At 64.5% G+C, this 18,631-nt stretch carries 18 protein-coding genes; all 18 read left to right on the top strand.

Annotated elements, in window-relative coordinates; all coding sequences use genetic code 11:
- The first annotated feature begins 11 nt into the window (after positions 1-11).
- The 18 genes from AKN83_RS20230 to AKN83_RS20150 all read left to right on the top strand — a co-directional run bounded on the left by AKN83_RS20230 (position 12) and on the right by AKN83_RS20150 (position 18,601).
- On the top strand, positions 12-830 hold the full coding sequence (locus AKN83_RS20230) for an alpha/beta fold hydrolase (RefSeq protein ID WP_050402389.1): 819 nt from the start codon (positions 12-14) through the stop codon (positions 828-830).
- Between the two features lie 581 nt (positions 831-1,411).
- Positions 1,412-1,777, top strand: coding sequence for an NADH-quinone oxidoreductase subunit A (locus tag AKN83_RS20225; protein ID WP_018271860.1), 366 nt, complete (start codon positions 1,412-1,414; stop codon positions 1,775-1,777).
- Positions 1,768-2,358 carry a NuoB/complex I 20 kDa subunit family protein gene (locus tag AKN83_RS20220; RefSeq protein WP_050402390.1) on the top strand — a complete coding sequence of 197 codons (591 nt, stop codon included), beginning with the start codon at positions 1,768-1,770 and terminating at the stop codon, positions 2,356-2,358. The genes AKN83_RS20225 and AKN83_RS20220 overlap by 10 nt, the downstream gene beginning before the upstream one ends.
- 10 nt (positions 2,359-2,368) lie before the next feature.
- Entirely contained in the window at positions 2,369-2,986 is a 618-nt protein-coding gene (locus tag AKN83_RS20215) for an NADH-quinone oxidoreductase subunit C (RefSeq protein ID WP_050402391.1), read from the top strand.
- On the top strand, positions 2,983-4,179 hold the full coding sequence (locus AKN83_RS20210) for an NADH-quinone oxidoreductase subunit D (RefSeq protein ID WP_050402392.1): 1,197 nt from the start codon (positions 2,983-2,985) through the stop codon (positions 4,177-4,179). The genes AKN83_RS20215 and AKN83_RS20210 overlap by 4 nt, the downstream gene beginning before the upstream one ends.
- A 41-nt stretch (positions 4,180-4,220) precedes the next feature.
- Positions 4,221-4,832, top strand: coding sequence for an NADH-quinone oxidoreductase subunit NuoE (gene nuoE / locus AKN83_RS20205; protein WP_016847752.1), 612 nt, complete (start codon positions 4,221-4,223; stop codon positions 4,830-4,832).
- Between the two features lie 45 nt (positions 4,833-4,877).
- Positions 4,878-5,042 carry a hypothetical protein gene (locus AKN83_RS40615; RefSeq protein WP_172803584.1) on the top strand — a complete coding sequence of 55 codons (165 nt, stop codon included), beginning with the start codon at positions 4,878-4,880 and terminating at the stop codon, positions 5,040-5,042.
- A gap of 19 nt (positions 5,043-5,061) precedes the next feature.
- Positions 5,062-6,387 carry an NADH-quinone oxidoreductase subunit NuoF gene (gene nuoF / locus AKN83_RS20200; RefSeq protein ID WP_050402393.1) on the top strand — a complete coding sequence of 442 codons (1,326 nt, stop codon included), beginning with the start codon at positions 5,062-5,064 and terminating at the stop codon, positions 6,385-6,387.
- Positions 6,388-6,396: 9 nt separating this feature from the next.
- The gene (gene nuoG / locus AKN83_RS20195; RefSeq protein WP_050402394.1) at positions 6,397-8,472 is read left to right on the top strand and encodes an NADH-quinone oxidoreductase subunit NuoG; all 2,076 of its coding nucleotides are present in this window, start codon (positions 6,397-6,399) and stop codon (positions 8,470-8,472) included.
- 10 nt (positions 8,473-8,482) lie between these two features.
- Positions 8,483-9,553: an NADH-quinone oxidoreductase subunit NuoH gene (gene nuoH, locus AKN83_RS20190; protein ID WP_050402395.1), complete on the top strand. Its 1,071-nt coding sequence runs from the start codon at positions 8,483-8,485 to the stop codon at positions 9,551-9,553.
- A gap of 7 nt (positions 9,554-9,560) precedes the next feature.
- On the top strand, positions 9,561-10,055 hold the full coding sequence (nuoI, locus tag AKN83_RS20185; protein ID WP_050402396.1) for an NADH-quinone oxidoreductase subunit NuoI: 495 nt from the start codon (positions 9,561-9,563) through the stop codon (positions 10,053-10,055).
- A 9-nt stretch (positions 10,056-10,064) separates the two neighbouring features.
- A complete protein-coding gene (locus tag AKN83_RS20180; RefSeq protein ID WP_050402397.1) occupies positions 10,065-10,703 on the top strand; it encodes an NADH-quinone oxidoreductase subunit J in 639 nt (212 codons plus the stop codon).
- Positions 10,700-11,008 carry an NADH-quinone oxidoreductase subunit NuoK gene (gene nuoK / locus AKN83_RS20175; RefSeq protein WP_016841823.1) on the top strand — a complete coding sequence of 103 codons (309 nt, stop codon included), beginning with the start codon at positions 10,700-10,702 and terminating at the stop codon, positions 11,006-11,008. The genes AKN83_RS20180 and nuoK overlap by 4 nt, the downstream gene beginning before the upstream one ends.
- A gap of 8 nt (positions 11,009-11,016) precedes the next feature.
- Positions 11,017-13,104: an NADH-quinone oxidoreductase subunit L gene (gene nuoL / locus AKN83_RS20170; protein WP_050402398.1), complete on the top strand. Its 2,088-nt coding sequence runs from the start codon at positions 11,017-11,019 to the stop codon at positions 13,102-13,104.
- Complete coding sequence (locus tag AKN83_RS20165) at positions 13,105-14,619, top strand: NADH-quinone oxidoreductase subunit M (RefSeq protein WP_050402399.1); 1,515 nt, start codon at positions 13,105-13,107, stop codon at positions 14,617-14,619. It abuts the gene before it with no gap.
- Positions 14,620-14,629: 10 nt separating this feature from the next.
- Positions 14,630-16,066: an NADH-quinone oxidoreductase subunit NuoN gene (gene nuoN, locus AKN83_RS20160; protein ID WP_050402400.1), complete on the top strand. Its 1,437-nt coding sequence runs from the start codon at positions 14,630-14,632 to the stop codon at positions 16,064-16,066.
- A 58-nt stretch (positions 16,067-16,124) separates the two neighbouring features.
- Complete coding sequence (locus tag AKN83_RS20155; RefSeq protein ID WP_050402401.1) at positions 16,125-16,931, top strand: biotin--[acetyl-CoA-carboxylase] ligase; 807 nt, start codon at positions 16,125-16,127, stop codon at positions 16,929-16,931.
- Entirely contained in the window at positions 16,931-18,601 is a 1,671-nt protein-coding gene (locus AKN83_RS20150) for a ribonuclease J (protein WP_050402402.1), read from the top strand. The genes AKN83_RS20155 and AKN83_RS20150 overlap by 1 nt, the downstream gene beginning before the upstream one ends.
- The last annotated feature ends 30 nt before the right edge of the window (positions 18,602-18,631 follow it).

Raw genomic sequence — 18,631 nt, 5'->3', positions numbered from 1 at the left:
GGAAACATATCATGGTCAGCCAACCGCTTTGTGCGACCGCGAGCGACGGCACAAAACTGTTCGTGCAGGATTGGGGCTCGGGCAAGCCGGTGCTCCTGCTGTCCGCCTGGACGTTCAATTCCAGCGTCTGGGGCAGCCAGATCGTAGCGCTGAACGCGAAGGGTTATCGCTGCGTCGCGCCCGACCGGCGCGGCCACGGCCGGTCCGACCTGCCGATGACGGGATACGATCTCGATACGCTGACCGACGACGTCGCTGCCGTGATCGAGCAGCACGATCTGCACGACGTCACCATCTTGGCGCATTCGATGGGCTCGATCGAGGCGGTGAACTATCTGGCGCGCCGTGGCTCAGGCCGTGTCGCGCGGCTGGTCCTGGCGGCGCCGACCACGCCGTGTCTGGTCCAGACCGAGGATAATCCGGACGCGGTGCCGCGACCGATGATCGATGCCCAAAATGCCGCGATCGCGCAGGATTTCCCGAAATGGATCGGCGAGAACGAGGCGCCCTTCTTCACGCCCGGCACATCAGAGGTCACCCGGGCATGGATCAAGCAGATGATGCTGAGCGTGCCGTTGCCGGTGGCGCTGGCCTGCCGCCAAACCATTTCGTCTGCCGACCTGCGCGCCGCGGCCAAAGCTATCGATCGCCCGACGCTGATCGTGCACGGCGACCAGGATGCCAGCGCACCGCTCGCGCTGACCGGCGCGAAGACGGCAAGCCTGATCAGCGGAAGCAGGCTCGTGGTCTACGAAGGCGCGCCGCACGCTTTGCCGCTGACGCACAGCGCCCGCCTGCTGGCCGACCTCTCGGCCTTCATCGATGCCTAGCTGGCCCGTTAGCGGCGTCGGTCAAACCGGCGGACTTTTCTGGGGATATCGGCTGCGTTGCCGCTGAGGCTGATCGGCGGCCACAGCTTGGCAATTCACTCCCCGCGCCGCCTGTACCGGGGTGGGGTCCGGACCGCGACGATCCCATTGCCCAAGGCCGGCGATTTCCTATCTTCGGCCTACTGCGGTCCTCCGCACTCTGCGCGACGAACGCCGGGCAGACCTGCTTCCGGTCCCATGGCCACCCCAGGGGTCTTGCGCGGTGGAACAGGTACGTTCGGGGGATCCAAACCTGCTGCTCGGCCGCCTCGACCGCCTGACCGCAACGGCCGCGGGATGGCTCGCTGCCGAGCGGGAGCTGAGCTGATATGGGGAAAGCGCAGGGCACCAGACGCCGGCCGCGGCGTTTCCCGTTGAGGCAAGCGCTTCCGCCTGATGCGGCAAAGAGCCCGCGGGAGGGACGGTAAAAGCGTCAAAATTGCTTGTCTTGCGCCCCCTGTTGCGCTGCGCTAAAGCCTCAAGAACAATTCCAATCAACGAATCTGCGGCACGTCCGAAACCGCAGCAAGAAGGCCTCGCCGATGACCGGCATCCTGCAGAATTATCTCCCACTTGTGGTCTTTATCGGAGTCGCGAGCCTGATCGGGCTGGCGCTCCTGATCGCGCCGTTCCTGGTCGCGTTCCAGTCGCCGGACCCGGAAAAGCTGTCCGCCTATGAATGCGGATTCAACGCTTTTGACGACGCCCGCATGAAGTTCGACGTCCGCTTCTATCTGGTGGCGATCCTCTTCATCATCTTCGATCTCGAAGTGGCGTTCCTGTTCCCCTGGGCCGTGGCGTTCGGAAAACTGGGGGCGACCGGGTTCTGGTCGATGATGGTGTTCCTGGCCGTGCTGACGGTCGGGTTCGCGTATGAATGGAAGAAAGGCGCGCTCGAATGGGATTGAGCCCCACCGCCGCATCCTCGCAGCCGGCGATTGCGCAAGCTCCGAGAGGCATTCTCGATCCGTCGACCGGCAAGCCGGTCGGCGCCAATGATCCGTTTTTCCTCGAGGTCAATCACGAGCTGTCCGACAAGGGCTTCTTCGTTGCGGCGGCCGATGATCTGATCACCTGGGCGCGCACCGGCTCGCTGATGTGGATGACCTTCGGTCTCGCCTGCTGCGCGGTCGAGATGATGCAGGTCTCGATGCCGCGCTACGACGTCGAGCGCTTCGGCTTTGCGCCGCGTGCTTCGCCGCGGCAGTCCGACGTGATGATCGTCGCGGGCACGCTGACCAACAAGATGGCGCCGGCGCTGCGCAAGGTCTACGACCAGATGCCGGAGCCGCGCTACGTCATCTCGATGGGCTCCTGCGCCAATGGCGGCGGTTACTACCACTACTCGTACTCGGTGGTGCGTGGTTGCGACCGCATCGTGCCGATCGACATCTATGTCCCGGGCTGCCCGCCCACGGCGGAGGCACTGCTCTACGGCGTGCTGTTGCTGCAGAAGAAGATCCGCCGTATCGGCACCATCGAACGCTAAGGTTTCAGGCATGGACGACGGCAAGCTCGACGCCCTTGGGCAGACGATCGTGAGCGCGCTTCCGGGCGCCGCCACGGCGCACTCGGTCGCGTTCAATCAACTCACTATCGACGTCGAGATTGGCAGAATCGTGGACGTCGTCAGGTTTCTGCGTGACGATCCCAACTGCCGTTTCGTCAACATCACCGACGTGACTGCGGTCGACTATCCGAGCCGCGAGAAGCGTTTCGATGTCGTCTACCACCTGCTCTCGCCGACGCTGAACACGCGCATCCGCGTGCGCGGCCAGGCCGACGAGACCACGCAGGTGCCGTCGATCATCGGCGTCTTCCCCGGCGCCGACTGGTTCGAGCGCGAGACCTACGACCTTTACGGCGTGATCTTCACTGGGCATCCGGACATGCGCCGCCTGCTGACGGATTACGGCTTCGATGGCCATCCGCTGCGCAAGGATTTCCCGCTCACCGGCTTCGTCGAGGTTCGCTACGACGACCAAGAAAAGAGGGTGCTGTACGAGCCGGTCCGGCTCAACCAGGAATTCCGCAAGTTCGATTTCCTCTCGCCCTGGGAAGGCGCGGACTATCCGCTTCCCGGTGACGAGAAGGCCAAGGCGGAGCCGAAGCAATGAACGAGCAACCGCAAGATCTTCGTAACTTCACCATCAACTTTGGTCCGCAGCATCCGGCGGCGCACGGCGTGCTTCGCCTCGTGCTGGAGCTCGACGGCGAAGTCGTCGAGCGCGTCGATCCGCATATCGGCCTGCTTCACCGCGGCACCGAGAAGCTGATCGAGCACAAGACCTATCTGCAGGCGATTCCGTATTTCGACCGCCTCGACTACGTCGCGCCGATGAACCAGGAGCATGCGTTCTGCCTCGCGGCGGAAAAACTGCTCGGCATCACGGTGCCGCGCCGTGGCCAATTGATCCGCGTGCTGTATTGCGAGATTGGCCGCATCCTGTCGCATCTGCTCAACGTCACCACGCAGGCGATGGACGTCGGCGCGCTGACCCCGCCGCTGTGGGGCTTCGAAGAGCGCGAAAAGCTGATGGTGTTTTACGAGCGCGCCTCGGGTTCGCGCATGCACGCGGCGTTCTTCCGCGTCGGGGGCGTGCACCAGGACCTGCCGCCGAAGCTGATCGACGACATCGAGGCATGGTGCGATCCGTTCCTCAAGGTCGTCGACGATCTCGATCGGCTGCTGACCGGCAACCGCATCTTCAAGCAGCGCAACGTCGATATCGGCGTGGTGCCGCTCAAGGAAGCCTGGGAGTGGGGCTTCTCCGGCGTGATGGTGCGCGGCTCGGGCGCGGCCTGGGACCTGCGCAAGTCGCAGCCCTACGAGTGCTACGCCGAGATGGATTTCGACATTCCGATCGGCAAGAACGGCGACTGCTTCGACCGCTACCTGATCCGCATGGAGGAGATGCGCCAGTCGGTGCGCATCATGAAGCAGTGCGTGCAGAAGCTGAAGGCGCCGGACGGGCAGGGCCCGGTCGTGGTCGAGGACAACAAGATCGCGCCGCCGCGCCGTGGTGAGATGAAGCGCTCGATGGAAGCGCTGATCCATCACTTCAAGCTCTACACCGAAGGCGTCCACGTGCCGGCCGGTGAGGTCTACGCCGCGGTCGAGGCGCCGAAGGGCGAGTTCGGCGTCTATCTCGTCGCAGACGGGACCAACAAGCCATACAAGTGCAAGATCCGCGCGCCGGGTTTCGCCCATCTGCAGGCGATGGATCACATCTGCAAGGGCCATCTGTTGGCCGACGTTTCCGCCATCCTTGGCTCGCTGGACATCGTGTTCGGCGAGGTCGACCGGTGATGATGTCCGCATCCGCACCGCGCGCAATGAGAGTTTGATCGATGTCCGTCCGCCGCCTTGCCCCGAAGGAATTGCAGCCCGCGAGCTTCACGTTCACGGACGAGAACCTGGCCTGGGCCAAGAAGCAGATCGAGAAATATCCGCCGGGCCGTCAGGCCTCGGCGGCGATCGCGATTCTGTGGCGCGTGCAGGAGCAGCATGACGGTTGGGTCTCGGAAGCTGCGATCCGCGCCGTCGCCGACCTGCTCGAGATGCCGCATATCCGAATGCTGGAGATCGCGACCTTCTACACCATGTTCCAGCTCTCGCCGGTCGGCAAGAAGGCCCATGTCCAGGTTTGCGGCACCACGCCGTGCCGGTTGCGCGGCGCTGCCGACCTGATCGAGGTCTGCCAGCATCGTATCCATCACGATCCCTTCCAGCTGTCGAAGGACGGCAACTTCTCCTGGGAGGAGGTGGAGTGCCTTGGGGCCTGCGTGAACGCGCCGATGGTGCTGATCTGGAAGGACACCTATGAGGACCTGACCAAGGAAAGCTTCGGCAAGGTGCTCGACGGCTTTGCCGCCGGCAATCCGCCGAAGCCGGGCCCGCAGATCGACCGCCAGTTCTCGGCGCCCGCAGGCGGGCCGACGACGCTGAAGGAAACCACCTGATGCGGAGCGTTCAGGTGCAGGACAACGAGGCGGAGAGGGGCTGCGATGAAGGCCTGGCGCACGATCGCCCTGCATACCGCCGTCGCGGCCAGCTTCATGTTCCTGCTGCAACGTTACGGCCTGAGCGCGACGCTGGAATCCAGCCTGTTGTGGGCCATCGTGTTCGGCGGCTGTGCCGCCGGGCTCGCTTATTCCCAAGCCAATCGGTGATGTTCGGAAAGTTTTGAGCATGCTCGACGACAAGGACCGCATCTTCAAGAACCTCTACGGCCTCCATGATTGGGGCCTCGAGGGCGCGCGCAAGCGCGGCGCCTGGGACGGCACCAAGGGGATCATCGACAAGGGCCGCGACTGGATCATCAACGAGATGAAGGCGTCGGGCCTGCGCGGCCGCGGCGGCGCGGGCTTCCCGACCGGCATGAAGTGGTCCTTCATGCCGAAGGAATCCAAGGACGGCCGTCCGAGCTATCTCGTCGTCAACGCCGACGAGTCGGAGCCCGGAACCTGCAAGGACCGCGAGATCATGCGGCACGACCCGCATCTGCTGGTCGAAGGCTGCCTGCTCGCGAGCTTCGCGATGGGCGCACATTCCTGCTACGTCTATATCCGTGGCGAGTTCATCCGCGAGCGCGAGCGGCTGCAGGCGGCGATCGACCAGGCCTATGAGGCCAAGCTGGTCGGCAAGGACAATATCAACGGCTGGCCGTTCGACATCTATGTCGCGCACGGCGCCGGCGCCTATATCTGCGGCGAGGAAACCGCGCTGCTCGAGAGCCTCGAGGGCAAGAAGGGCCAGCCGCGGCTGAAGCCGCCGTTCCCGGCCAATGTCGGCCTCTATGGCTGCCCGACCACCGTGAACAACGTCGAGTCGATCGCGGTTGCGCCCGACATCCTGCGCCGCGGCGCCGCCTGGTTCGCCGCCATCGGCCGGCCGAACAATGTCGGCACCAAGCTGTTCTGCATTTCCGGCCACGTCGAGCGGCCCTGCAACGTCGAAGAGGCGATGGGGATTCCGTTCCGCGAGCTGATCGAGAAGCATTGCGGCGGCATTCGCGGCGGCTGGGACAATCTGAAGGCGGTGATCCCCGGCGGCTCGTCGGTGCGTATGGTGCCGGCCGATCAGATCATCGACACGCCGATGGATTTCGATAGCCTGAGCAAGCTGCGCTCGGGCCTCGGCACCGCGGCCGTGATCGTGATGGACAAGTCGACCGACCTGATCCGGGCGATCGCGCGCATCTCCTATTTCTACAAGCATGAGAGCTGCGGCCAGTGCACGCCGTGCCGCGAGGGCACGGGGTGGATGTGGCGCGTCCTGACTCGCATGGCCGAGGGCCGCGCCCACAAGCGCGAGATCGACATGCTGCTCGAGGTCACCAAGCAGGTCGAGGGCCACACCATCTGCGCACTCGGCGACGCCGCGGCGTGGCCGATCCAGGGTCTGATTGCGCATTTCCGTCACGAGATTGAAGAGCGCATCGATCAGTATTCGCACAAAGCCGATCTCGACGATCAGGGCGTTCGTGATCCCGTCCACATGGTCGCGGCGGAGTAGAGAAGAGACATGAGCAAGATCATCGTCGATGGCAAAGAGATCGATGTGCCGCCGGAGTACACGCTGCTGCAGGCGTGCGAGGCGGCAGGCGCCGAGATTCCGCGCTTCTGCTATCACGAGCGGTTGTCGATCGCCGGCAATTGCCGGATGTGCCTGGTCGAGGTGAAGGGCGGCCCGAAGCCGGTCGCGAGCTGCGCCTGGGCCGTGCGCGACTGCCGTCCCGGCCCGAAGGGCGAGCCGCCGGAGATCTCGACCCGTTCGCCGATGGTCAAGAAGGCGCGCGAAGGCGTGATGGAATTCCTGCTGATCAACCATCCGCTGGATTGCCCGATCTGCGACCAGGGCGGCGAGTGCGACCTGCAGGACCAGGCGATGGGCTACGGCGTCGACACCAGCCGTTTCGCCGAGAACAAGCGCGCGGTCGAGGACAAGTATCTCGGTGCGCTGGTCAAGACCTCGATGAACCGCTGCATCCAGTGCACGCGTTGCGTCCGCTTCTCCGCCGAAGTCTGCGGCGCGCCGGAAATGGGCGCGACCGGCCGCGGCGAGGACATGGAGATCACCACCTATCTCGAACAGGCACTGAGCTCGGAGCTGCAAGGCAATCTCGTCGATATCTGCCCGGTCGGTGCGCTGACCTCGAAGCCCTATGCCTTTGCGGCGCGGCCCTGGGAACTCGGCAAGACCCAGTCGGTCGACGTCATGGACGGCGTCGGATCCGCCATCCGGGTCGACACCCGCGGCCGCGAAGTGATGCGCATCCTGCCGCGCATCAACGAGGCGGTGAACGAGGAGTGGATTTCCGACAAGACCCGCCACGTCGTCGACGGCCTGCGCACGCAGCGCCTCGACCGGCCCTATGTGCGCGAGAACGGCCAGCTCAGGCCTGCGACCTGGCAGGAGGCCTTTGCTGCCATCGCCGCCAAGGCCGGCCGCACCGACGGCAAGCGGATCGGCGCGATCGCGGGCGATCTCGCCGCGGTCGATGAGATGTATGCGCTGAAGGAGCTGCTCGCTGCGTTCGGTTCGGTCAATCTGGCAGTGCAGGGCGGCGACGCGTTCGACGCCAAGGCCGGCCGCGGCTCCTACATCTTCAACCCGACCATTGCCGGCATCGACCAGGCCGACGCGATCCTGATCATCGGCTCGCATCCGCGCAAGGAAGCCGCGGTGCTGAACGCGCGGATCCGCAAGCGCTGGCGCACCGGCGGGCTCAAGGTCGGCATGATCGGCGCCAAGGCCGATTTCACCTATGAGCACGACTATCTCGGCGCGGGCACCGACACGCTCGCCGATCTCGTCGCGGGCAAGCACTCCTTTGCCGACGTGCTGAAGAATGCCAAGAACCCGATCATCCTGGTCGGCGCCGGTGTCTACACCAGGCATGACGGCGCGGCGGTGCTGGCGCAGGCAGCCAAGCTCGCCGTCGACGTCGGTGCGCTCAAGGACGGCTGGAACGGCTTTGCCGTGCTGCAGGATACGGCTTCGCGGGCCGGCGCGCTCGATATCGGCTTCTCGCCTGCGGCCGGCGGCCTGACCACGGCGCAGATGACGACTTTCGGCACGCTCGACGTGCTGTTCCTGCTCGGCGCCGACGAGATCAAGGCGCCGGACGGCACCTTCGTCGTCTATATCGGCACCCATGGCGACAAGGGCGCGCACCGCGCCGACGTGATCCTGCCGGGCGCCGCCTATACCGAGAAGTCCGGCATCTACGTCAACACCGAGGGCCGGGCGCAGATCGCCAACCGTGCCGCATTCCCGCCGGGCGAAGCCCGCGAGGACTGGGCGATCATCCGCGCGCTGTCCGACGTGCTCGGCAAGAAGCTGCCGTTCGACTCGTTGCAGGCGCTGCGCCAGGCGATGTTCAAGACCTATCCGCATCTGATGCGGCTCGACCAGATCGAGGCCGGCACGGCCGACGATGTCAAGGCGCTGGCCGGCAAGGGCGGCAGCGTCGACAAGGCGGCATTCAAGCCGACCGTCGAGGATTTCTATCTGACCAACCCGATCGCGCGGGCCTCTGCCGTGATGGCGGAATGCTCGCGGCTGGCGTCGGGCCGAATGCTGACGGCAGCGGAGTGAGCGTGACCTGATGGCTGAATTCTTCGCAAGCGCGTTCTGGACCGGCTTCCTCTGGCCGCTGATCGTCATGGTCGCGGAAAGCCTGTTGCTGCTCGTCGTGCTGCTGATCGCGATCGCCTATATCCTGCTCGCCGACCGCAAGATCTGGGCGGCGGTGCAGATCCGGCGCGGCCCCAACGTGGTCGGCCCGTTCGGATTGCTGCAATCCTTCGCCGACCTTCTCAAATTCGTGCTGAAGGAGCCGGTGATTCCGTCTGGCTCCAACAAGGGCGTGTTCCTGCTCGCGCCTTTGGTCTCGTGCATCCTGGCGCTGGCCGCCTGGGCCGTGATCCCGTTCGATCTCGGCTGGGTGATCTCCGACATCAATGTCGGCATTCTCTACATCTTCGCGATCTCGTCGCTGTCGATCTACGGCATCATCATGGCCGGCTGGTCGTCGAACTCGAAGTACCCGTTCCTGGCCGCGCTGCGCTCGGCGGCGCAGATGGTGTCCTATGAGGTCTCGATCGGCTTCGTCATCATCACCGTGCTGCTCTGCGTCGGCTCGCTGAACCTGTCGGCGGTGGTCGAGGCCCAGAACACCCGCGGGCTCGCGCACCTGATCGGCCTGCCGCAGCTCACCATCCTCAACTGGTATGTGTGGCCGCTGTTCCCGATGTTCGTGGTGTTCTACGTCTCGGCGCTGGCGGAAACCAACCGTCCGCCGTTCGACCTGGTCGAAGCGGAATCCGAACTGGTCGCCGGCTTCATGACCGAATATGGCTCGACTCCGTATCTGCTGTTCATGCTCGGCGAGTATGTCGCGATCACCACGATGTGCGCGCTGGCCTCGATCCTGTTCCTGGGCGGCTGGCTGCCGCCGGTCAATTTGCCGCCGTTCACCTGGATTCCGGGCATCGTCTGGTTCGCCCTCAAGGTGTTCTTCATGTTCTTCATGTTCGCGATGGCGAAGGCGATCGTGCCGCGCTACCGCTACGATCAACTGATGCGGCTCGGCTGGAAGGTGTTCCTGCCGCTGTCGCTGGCGATGGTCGTGATCGTGGCCGGCGTGCTGCAGTTCGCCGGCATCGCGCCGAAGTGAGGCCGTCATGAGTGTCAATGTCAACGCAACAGCCCGCTCGCTTCTGCTCTCGGAATTCGTCTCGGCGTTCTTCCTGGCGATGCGCTATTTCTTCCAGCCGAAGCCGACGCTGAACTATCCGTTCGAGAAGGGGCCGGTCTCGCCGCGCTTCCGCGGCGAGCACGCGCTGCGCCGCTATCCGAACGGCGAAGAGCGCTGCATCGCCTGCAAGCTGTGCGAGGCGATCTGCCCGGCGCAGGCGATCACGATCGAGGCCGGCCCGCGCCGCAACGACGGCACCCGCCGTACGGTGCGCTACGACATCGACATGGTGAAGTGCATCTATTGCGGGCTGTGCCAGGAGGCGTGCCCGGTTGACGCCATCGTCGAGGGACCGAATTTCGAATTCGCGACCGAGACCCGCGAGGAACTCTACTATGACAAGGCGAAGCTGCTCGCCAACGGCGACCGCTGGGAGCGCGAGATTGCGAAGTCGATCGCGCTCGACGCGCCGTACCGGTGAGGTGAGGGCATGATCCTTCCGGCGCTGTTCTTCTATCTGTTTGCCGCGGTCTGCGTGGCCTCGGCGGTCATGGTGATCGTCTCGCGCAATCCCGTGCACTCCGTGCTGTTCCTGATCCTGGCGTTCGTCAATGCCTCGGGGCTGTTCATCCTGATGGGCGCCGAGTTCCTCGGGATGATGCTGATCGTGGTCTATGTCGGCGCCGTCGCGGTGCTGTTCCTGTTCGTGATCATGATGCTCGACGTCGACTTCGTCGAACTGCGCGAGGGCTTCATGCAGTACCTGCCGATCGGCATCGTGATCGGCGGCATCTTCCTGTTCGAGCTGCTGCTGGTGGTCGGCGCCTGGGTGATCAACCCGCAGGTCACCAAGACGATCACGGCGGCGATCCCGACCAATGTCAGCAACACCGAGGCGCTCGGCCTCGTGCTCTATACGAAGTACATCCATTACTTCCAGCTCGCCGGCATGGTGCTGCTGGTCGCGATGATCGGCGCCATCGTGCTGACGCTGCGCCACAAGGCCAACGTCAAGCGGCAGAACATCAACGTGCAGAACGCGCGCACGCCCGAGATGGCGATGGCGATGCGCAAGGTGGCGTCAGGGCAGGGCCTGCAGGATGCCGATGCGGCGGAGTGGGTGAAATGACGATCGGGCTGGGGCACTATTTGGCGGTCGCCGCGATCCTGTTCACGCTCGGGATCCTCGGCATCTTTCTCAACCGCAAGAACATCATCGTCATCCTGATGTCGATCGAGCTGATCCTGCTCTCGGTCAACATCAACCTGGTGGCGTTCTCGACCTTCCTCGGCGACATCGTCGGCCAGGTGTTCGCGCTGCTGGTGCTGACGGTGGCCGCGGCCGAGGCCGCGATCGGCCTCGCTGTGCTGGTGGTGTATTTCCGCAACCGCGGTTCGATCGCGGTTGAAGACGTCAATCTGATGAAGGGCTAGTCCGGCAAATGATACAGGCAATCGTATTCCTGCCGCTGCTGGGCGCCATCCTTGCAGGCATCATCTCGCTGGTCGGTGCGCATGCGCGTTGCCCGAGCGGCGATACCGTCGACCACCACGACGACGCGCATGGCGACGCCCATGCTTTTGACGCTCATGCGTCGACGGCCCACGACGACCACGGCCACGATGATCACGGTCATGACGACCATCACGTCTCCGAGCCGGCGGCGGCCGGATCGCGGGTGGCCGAGCTGATCACCACGGGCCTGCTGTTCGTCTCGGCGGCACTGTCCTGGTTCACGCTGGTCGATGTCGGCTTCATGCACCATGACGCACGCATCGTGCTGCTGCCCTGGATCACCTCGGGCGACCTGCAGGTGGCCTGGACGCTGCGGGTCGACACCCTGACCGCGGTGATGCTGGTCGTGGTCAACACCGTGTCCGCGCTCGTCCACCTCTACTCCATCGGCTACATGGACGAGGACCCGAACCGACCGCGCTTCTTCGGCTATCTCTCGCTGTTCACCTTCGCGATGCTGATGCTGGTGACCTCGGACAACCTCGTGCAGCTGTTCTTCGGCTGGGAGGGCGTGGGTCTGGCGAGCTACCTGCTGATCGGCTTCTGGTACCAGAAGCCGTCGGCGAATGCGGCGGCGATCAAGGCGTTCGTGGTCAACCGCGTCGGCGACTTCGGCTTCGCGCTCGGCATCTTCGCGATCTTCGCGCTGGTCGGCTCGACCGATTTCGAGACCATCTTTCACGCCGCGCCCGGGCTGACCGGCAAGACCATCGACTTCTTCGGCTGGCACCCTGACGCGTTGACGCTGACCTGTCTGTTCCTGTTCATGGGCGCGATGGGGAAGTCGGCCCAGTTCCTGCTGCACACCTGGTTGCCGGACGCGATGGAAGGCCCGACCCCGGTGTCGGCGCTGATCCACGCGGCGACCATGGTCACCGCCGGCGTCTTCATGGTGGCGCGGCTGTCGCCGCTGTTCGAGCTGTCACCGACCGCGCAGGCGGTGGTGATGTTCTTCGGCGCGACCACGGCATTCTTCGCGGCGACGATCGGCCTGGTGCAGAACGACATCAAGCGCATCGTCGCCTATTCGACCTGTTCGCAGCTCGGCTACATGTTCGTGGCGATGGGAGCAGGGGCCTATTCGGTCGGCATGTTCCATCTGTTCACGCACGCCTTCTTCAAGGCGCTGCTGTTCCTGGGCTCCGGCTCGGTGATCTACGCGATGCACCACGAGCAGGACATCCGCAACATGGGCGGCCTGTGGCGCAAGATCCCGTACACCTTCGCGGTGATGTGTATCGGCACGATGGCGCTCACTGGTGTGCCAGGTTTTGCGGGCTTCTTCTCGAAAGATGCGATCATTGAAGCTGCCTACGCTTCGCACAATCCGATTGCGGTCTATGCGTATCTTCTGACGATCGCGGCCGCCGGCTTGACCTCGTTCTATTCCTGGCGACTGATCTTCAAGACGTTCTTTGGTGAGCCGCACGATCAGAAACACTACGACGCTGCGCACGAAAGTCCGGTCTGGATGCTGGTGCCGATCGGTGTGCTCGCCGCCGGCTCGATCCTCTCTGGTTTTCCGTTCAAGGAAGTGTTTGCCAGCCCGCACGGCGTTGAGGAGTTCTTCCGCGAGTCGGTGAAGATGAATCCTCATATCCTAGAGGATATGGAACATATGCCGTTCCTGCTGGGCCAGCTGCCGTTCGTCATGATGGTGCTAGGCTTCGCCGTCGCCTACATCTTCTACTATGCGCGGCCGTATCTTCCGGTCGAGCTCGCGAACCAGCAGCCGATGCTGTACCAGTTCCTGCTCAACAAATGGTACTTCGACGAGCTGTACGACTGGATCTTCGTGCGCCCGGCGAAGTGGCTCGGCTATACGCTGTGGAAGAAGGGCGACGGCTTCGTCATCGACGGCTTTGGTCCCGACGGCGTTTCCGCTCGCGTGCTCGACGTCACCCGCAACGTCGTGAAGCTACAGACCGGCTACCTCTATCACTACGCATTCGCGATGCTGATCGGAGCTGCCGGATTGATCACCTGGTTCATGTTCGGCTTGGGAGGCCAGTAAATGACAACCTGGCCCATCCTTTCGGTCACGACCTTCCTGCCGGCGGTCGGCGCGATCCTGGTCTACCTGCTGGCGCGGGGCGGCGACGACGCCGCCAACCGCACCGCGCGCTGGATCGCGCTGTGGACCACGCTGATCACCTTCGCGGTGTCGCTGATCCTGGTCGCGCGCTTCGATCCGGGCTCGACCGACTTCCAGTTCGTCGAGAAGACGTCCTGGCTCGCAACCGGCATCACTTATCACATGGGCGTCGACGGCATCTCGCTGCCGCTGCTCATCCTGACCACCGCGATCATGCCGCTCTGCATCATCGCGAGCTGGAGGTCGGTGACGCAGCGTGTCGGCGAATACATGATGGCGTTCCTGATCCTGGAAACGCTGATGATCGGCACCTTCTCGGCGCTCGACCTCGTGCTGTTCTACCTGTTCTTCGAGGGCGGCCTGATTCCGATGTTCCTGATCATCGGCGTTTGGGGCGGCCCGCGCCGGGTCTACGCGTCGTTCAAGTTCTTCCTCTATACGTTCCTCGGCTCGGTCTTGATGCTGCTCGCCATCATGGCGCTGTACTGGAATGCCGGCACCACCGATATCCCGACCCTGATGCACACCGCGGTGCCGCGCTCGATGCAGACCTGGGCGTGGCTCGCCTTCTTCGCCTCGTTCGCGGTGAAGATGCCGATGTGGCCGGTGCACACCTGGTTGCCGGACGCGCATGTCGAGGCGCCGACGGCGGGCTCGGTGATCCTGGCCGCGATCCTCTTGAAGATGGGCGGCTACGGTTTCCTGCGCTTCTCGCTGCCGATGTTCCCGCTGGCCTCGCACGATTTCGCGCCGTTCGTGTTCACGCTGTCCGTCGTCGCCATCATCTACACCTCGCTGGTGGCGATGATGCAGGAGGACATGAAGAAGCTGATCGCATACTCCTCGGTCGCGCATATGGGCTTCGTCACCATGGGCATCTTCGCGGTGACCACGCAGGGCGTCGCCGGGGGCATGTTCCAGATGGTCTCGCACGGCATCGTCTCCGGCGCGCTGTTCCTCTGCGTCGGCGTCGTCTACGACCGCATGCATACCCGCGAGATCGCCGCCTATGGCGGCCTCGTCAACCGGATGCCGCTCTACGCGATGACCTTCATGGTCTTCACCATGGCCAATGTCGGTCTGCCGGGCACCAGCGGCTTCGTCGGCGAGTTCATGACCTTGCTCGGCACCTTCAAGATCTCGCTGCCGACCGCGTTCTTCGCTACCACGGGCGTGATCCTTTCGGCCTGCTACGCGCTCTGGCTCTACCGCAAGGTGGTGTTTGGCGCGTTGGTCAAGCCGTCGCTGATGTCGATCAAGGATCTGACCTTCCGCGAATGCGTGACGCTGTTCCCGCTGATCGCGCTGACCATCCTGTTCGGCGTCTATCCGAAGCCGGTGCTCGACATGTCGGCGGCCTCGGTGCAGCAGCTCGTCAACAATTACCAAACCGCCGTGACTGCCGTGAAGGCAGCCGCGCTGGTTACGCAATAAGGCCGCCGCCATGAGCTTTTCCAGTGCAGGTTATCAGTTGCAGCCGGTGCTGCCCGAGCTGGTGCTCGCGGTCGGCGCCATGGTGCTGTTGATGATCGGAGCCTATCGCGGGCAGGGCACCACGCGCCTCGTGACTGGCCTTGCTGTGTGTCTGCTGGTCCTGACCGGTGTGCTGGAGCTCTGGCTGCCGGCCGGTAAGCTCGTGACCTTCGGCGGCAGCTTCATCGTCGACGACTTCGCCCGCTTCCTGAAGGTCCTCGCCTTGATCGCCTCCGTGGCGACGCTGATCCTGTCGACCGAGTATTTGTCGCAGCCGTCGACCCGCAACTTCGAGTTCTCGATCCTGGTGCTGCTGTCGACGCTCGGCATGATGGTCTTGATCTCGGCCGGCGACCTGATCTCGCTCTATCTCGGCCTCGAGCTGATGAGCCTTGCGCTCTACGTCGTCGCCGCCAGTGCGCGCGACAATGCCAAGTCGAGCGAAGCCGGCCTGAAGTATTTCGTGCTCGGCGCGCTGTCGTCGGGCATGCTGCTGTACGGCGCCTCGCTGATCTACGGCTTCACCGGCACCGTCAGCTTCGCCGGCATCGCGGCGGCGGCGACATCAGGCAGCATCGGCATCGTATTCGGCCTGGTGTTCCTGCTCGCCGGCCTCTGCTTCAAGGTCTCGGCGGTGCCGTTCCACATGTGGACGCCCGACGTCTATGAGGGCGCGCCGACCCCAGTGACCGCCTTCTTCGCCTCCGCTCCGAAGGTGGCGGCGCTCGCTGTGTTCACCCGTGCGACGCTGACCGCATTCCCGGGCATCGTCACCCAGTGGCAGCAGATCCTGGTGTTCGTGGCGATCGCCTCGATGGCGCTGGGCTCGTTCGCCGCGATCGGCCAGACCAACATCAAGCGCCTGATGGCCTATTCCTCGATCGGCCATATGGGCTTCGCGCTGGTCGGCCTTGCCGCCGGCACCGTCGAGGGCGCGCAGGGCGTCCTGATCTACATCGCGATCTATGTCGCGATGACGCTCGGGTCGTTCTCGATCATCCTCGCCATGAAGCGCAACGGCGTGGCGCTGGAGCAGATCAGCGATTTCGCCGGGCTGTCGCGCACCAACCCGCTGATCGCCTTCGTGTTCGCGATGCTGCTGTTCTCGCTGGCCGGCGTGCCGCCGCTCGCCGGCTTCTTCGGCAAGTGGTACGTGTTCGTGGCCGCGATCAAGGCCAATTTGTTCACGCTCGCCGTGATCGGCGTGCTGACCAGCGTGGTGGGCGCGTTCTACTATCTGTCGATCGTCAAGGTGATGTATTTCGACCAGCCGCTCGGCAAGCTCGATCCGGTCCGGGTCGAGCTGCGCACCGTGCTGGCGGTCGCCGGCATCTTCAACATCTTCTACTTCGCCTATCCGGGCCCGCTGGTCAGCGTGGCCACGGCGGCGGCGAAGTCGTTGTTCTAGCGCATGGTTCCGAAACACGAGGCTGGCTTTCGGAACCAATCATGCGCATAAGTTCGACATGACCTTCACGCTCGGACCCCGGGCCATTGCGGCGGGCTATCAGCTCGCCGCCTTCGACCAGATCGGCTCGACCAATGCCGAGGCGATGCTGCGCGCCCGCGACGGCGAGCAGGGACCGATGTGGTTCGTAACGTCGGAGCAGACCGCGGGCCGCGGCCGGCGGCAGCGGGTCTGGGTCGCGCCGCGCGGCAACCTCGCCAGCAGTATCCTCGAGGTGACGGATGTTCCGCCGGCGGTGGCGGCAACGCTCGGCTTTGCAGCCGGGCTGTCGCTCGAGGCCGCGCTGCAAAAGGTCAGCGTCGAGGCGGCGCTGCGGCTCGGGCCGGACAGTCCGAAATTCACCCTGAAATGGCCGAACGACGTGCTGGCCAACGGCAAGAAGCTCTCGGGCATCCTGCTGGAGGCCGAGGCGTTGGAGAACCGGCTGGCGGTCGTCGTCGGCATCGGCACCAATGTCGTCGCAGCCCCCGAGGGGACACCGACGCCGGCAGTATCGCTCGCCGGGCTCGGCATCCAGATCAGCGCGGAAGAGCTGTTTGCCGCGCTGTCGGACGCCTGGGTCGAGTTTCGCGGCATCTGGGACGACGGCCGCGGCTTCCCCGAGATCCGCAGGTTGTGGTTGGAGCGTGCCGCCGGGCTAGGCGACAAGGTCGCGGTCCAGACCGGTAGCGCGACCCTCGAAGGCACCTTCGATACCATCGATGACACCGGCTGCCTGATCGTCCGCACCGCGAGCGGCGAGCGCATGCCCGTGACGGCCGGTGAGGTCTATTTCGGTACCGCAGCCTCAGTGAGGGCGAACTGATGGCGCGACCTGACGAGCTCACCTTTGCACCGCTCGGCGGCGTCGGCGAGATCGGCATGAACCTGTCGATCTACGGCCTCGGCAACCGCCACCAGCGTTCGTTCCTCGCGGTCGATCTCGGCGTCTCCTTTGGCGACGAAGAGCATCTGCCGGGCATCGACCTGATCATGCCGGATGTCCGCTTCCTTGAGAAAGAGCGCAACAATCTGATGGGCCTGGTGCTGACGCACGCCCATGAGGACCATTTCGGCGCCATCATTGATCTCTGGCCGAAGCTCGGCTGCAAGATCTACGCGACCCAGTTCAGCGCGGCGCTGTTCGAGGCCAAATGCGCCGCCGAGCGCAATCCGCCGAAAATCCCGGTCACGGTGATCCCATCGGGCGGACGGGTCGATATCGGCCCGTTCAATGTCGAGTTCATTCCGGTCGCGCATTCGATTCCGGAATCGCATGCGCTCGCGATCAAGACCGACGTCGGCACCGTGCTGCATACCGGCGACTGGAAGATCGATCCGACCCCGATCATCGGCCTGCCGACCGACGAGCGGCGGCTGCGCGAGCTTGGCGACGAAGGCGTGCTGGCGCTGGTCGGCGATTCCACCAACGCAGTGCGCGACGGGCGATCGCCCTCCGAGACCGAGGTTGCCGCCACCATCAAGAAGCTGGTCAAGGCGGCCAAGGGCCGGGTCGCGGTCACCACCTTCGCCTCCAATGTCGCCCGCGTGAGGGCGGTGGCGGATGCCGCCAATGCCGCCGATCGCGAGGTGGTCGTGGTCGGCCGCGCCATGGAGCGGGTGGTGCAGGTCGCGCGCGAATGCGGCTATCTCGACGGCTCGCACAAGTTCCGCAGTACCGACTATTACGGCCATTTCCCGCCCGACAAGGTGCTGGCGCTGTGCACCGGCAGCCAGGGCGAGCCCCGCGCCGCGCTGGCAAGGATCGCCAATAACGATCACCCGCAGGTCACCCTGAACAAGGGCGACACCGTGATCTTCTCGTCCCGCACCATTCCCGGCAACGAGAAGGGGGTCGGCGGCATCATCAACGGGTTGGTGACGCAGGGCGTCGAAATCATCACCGACCGCGAGCATCTGGTGCATGTCTCCGGCCATCCACGCCGCGACGAGCTGCGCGACATGATCTCCTGGGTGCGGCCGCAGCTCCTGATCCCCGTGCACGGCGAGGCGCTGCATCTTTCCGAGCATGCCAAGCTGGCGCGCGCCGCGGGTGTCCCGAAAGTCCTGACCTGCCGCAACGGCGACCTGGTCAAGCTCGGGCCCGGCGATCCTGGTATCGTCGGCGAAGTGCCGTCGGGCCGGCTCTACAAGGACGGAACCATCCTTGAGGACTCCAAGTCGCGCGCCGTGGTCGAGCGACGGCGGATGGGTTTTGCCGGCTGTGCCTTCGTCGCCATCGCCATGACCGCGCAGGGCGACCTGGTCGACGATCCCGAGGTTGATCTGGTCGGCATGCCGGAGAACAATGCCGCGGGCGAATTGCTCGACGACATCGTGTTCGATGTCGTGGTATCGACGATCGAGGGCCTGCCGAAGCCGCGGCGTCGCGATCCGGATGCACTGGGGGAATCGGTGCGCCGCGCAGTGCGGGCCACGCTGAACGAACAGTGGGGCAAGAAGCCGATCTGTGTCGTGCACGTACTGACGGTCTGATACACGCCTTCAAGGCGTGCGCGACGACAA

The organism is Bradyrhizobium embrapense, assembly GCF_001189235.2.
GTDB lineage: Bacteria > Pseudomonadota > Alphaproteobacteria > Rhizobiales > Xanthobacteraceae > Bradyrhizobium > Bradyrhizobium embrapense.
This window is presented reverse-complemented; position numbering and strand designations above follow the sequence as displayed.

Coding starts and splice junctions, on each gene's coding strand:
- AKN83_RS20180 (WP_050402397.1), top strand. CDS start 10,065: ATGATCCTTCCGGCGCTGTTCTTCTATCTGTTTGCCGCGGTCTGCGTG.
- nuoL (WP_050402398.1), top strand. CDS start 11,017: ATGATACAGGCAATCGTATTCCTGCCGCTGCTGGGCGCCATCCTTGCA.
- AKN83_RS20210 (WP_050402392.1), top strand. CDS start 2,983: ATGAACGAGCAACCGCAAGATCTTCGTAACTTCACCATCAACTTTGGT.
- AKN83_RS20230 (WP_050402389.1), top strand. CDS start 12: ATGGTCAGCCAACCGCTTTGTGCGACCGCGAGCGACGGCACAAAACTG.
- nuoN (WP_050402400.1), top strand. CDS start 14,630: ATGAGCTTTTCCAGTGCAGGTTATCAGTTGCAGCCGGTGCTGCCCGAG.
- nuoH (WP_050402395.1), top strand. CDS start 8,483: ATGGCTGAATTCTTCGCAAGCGCGTTCTGGACCGGCTTCCTCTGGCCG.
- nuoF (WP_050402393.1), top strand. CDS start 5,062: ATGCTCGACGACAAGGACCGCATCTTCAAGAACCTCTACGGCCTCCAT.
- AKN83_RS20165 (WP_050402399.1), top strand. CDS start 13,105: ATGACAACCTGGCCCATCCTTTCGGTCACGACCTTCCTGCCGGCGGTC.
- AKN83_RS40615 (WP_172803584.1), top strand. CDS start 4,878: ATGAAGGCCTGGCGCACGATCGCCCTGCATACCGCCGTCGCGGCCAGC.
- nuoE (WP_016847752.1), top strand. CDS start 4,221: ATGTCCGTCCGCCGCCTTGCCCCGAAGGAATTGCAGCCCGCGAGCTTC.
- AKN83_RS20225 (WP_018271860.1), top strand. CDS start 1,412: ATGACCGGCATCCTGCAGAATTATCTCCCACTTGTGGTCTTTATCGGA.
- AKN83_RS20215 (WP_050402391.1), top strand. CDS start 2,369: ATGGACGACGGCAAGCTCGACGCCCTTGGGCAGACGATCGTGAGCGCG.
- AKN83_RS20155 (WP_050402401.1), top strand. CDS start 16,125: ATGACCTTCACGCTCGGACCCCGGGCCATTGCGGCGGGCTATCAGCTC.
- nuoG (WP_050402394.1), top strand. CDS start 6,397: ATGAGCAAGATCATCGTCGATGGCAAAGAGATCGATGTGCCGCCGGAG.
- AKN83_RS20150 (WP_050402402.1), top strand. CDS start 16,931: ATGGCGCGACCTGACGAGCTCACCTTTGCACCGCTCGGCGGCGTCGGC.
- AKN83_RS20220 (WP_050402390.1), top strand. CDS start 1,768: ATGGGATTGAGCCCCACCGCCGCATCCTCGCAGCCGGCGATTGCGCAA.
- nuoI (WP_050402396.1), top strand. CDS start 9,561: ATGAGTGTCAATGTCAACGCAACAGCCCGCTCGCTTCTGCTCTCGGAA.
- nuoK (WP_016841823.1), top strand. CDS start 10,700: ATGACGATCGGGCTGGGGCACTATTTGGCGGTCGCCGCGATCCTGTTC.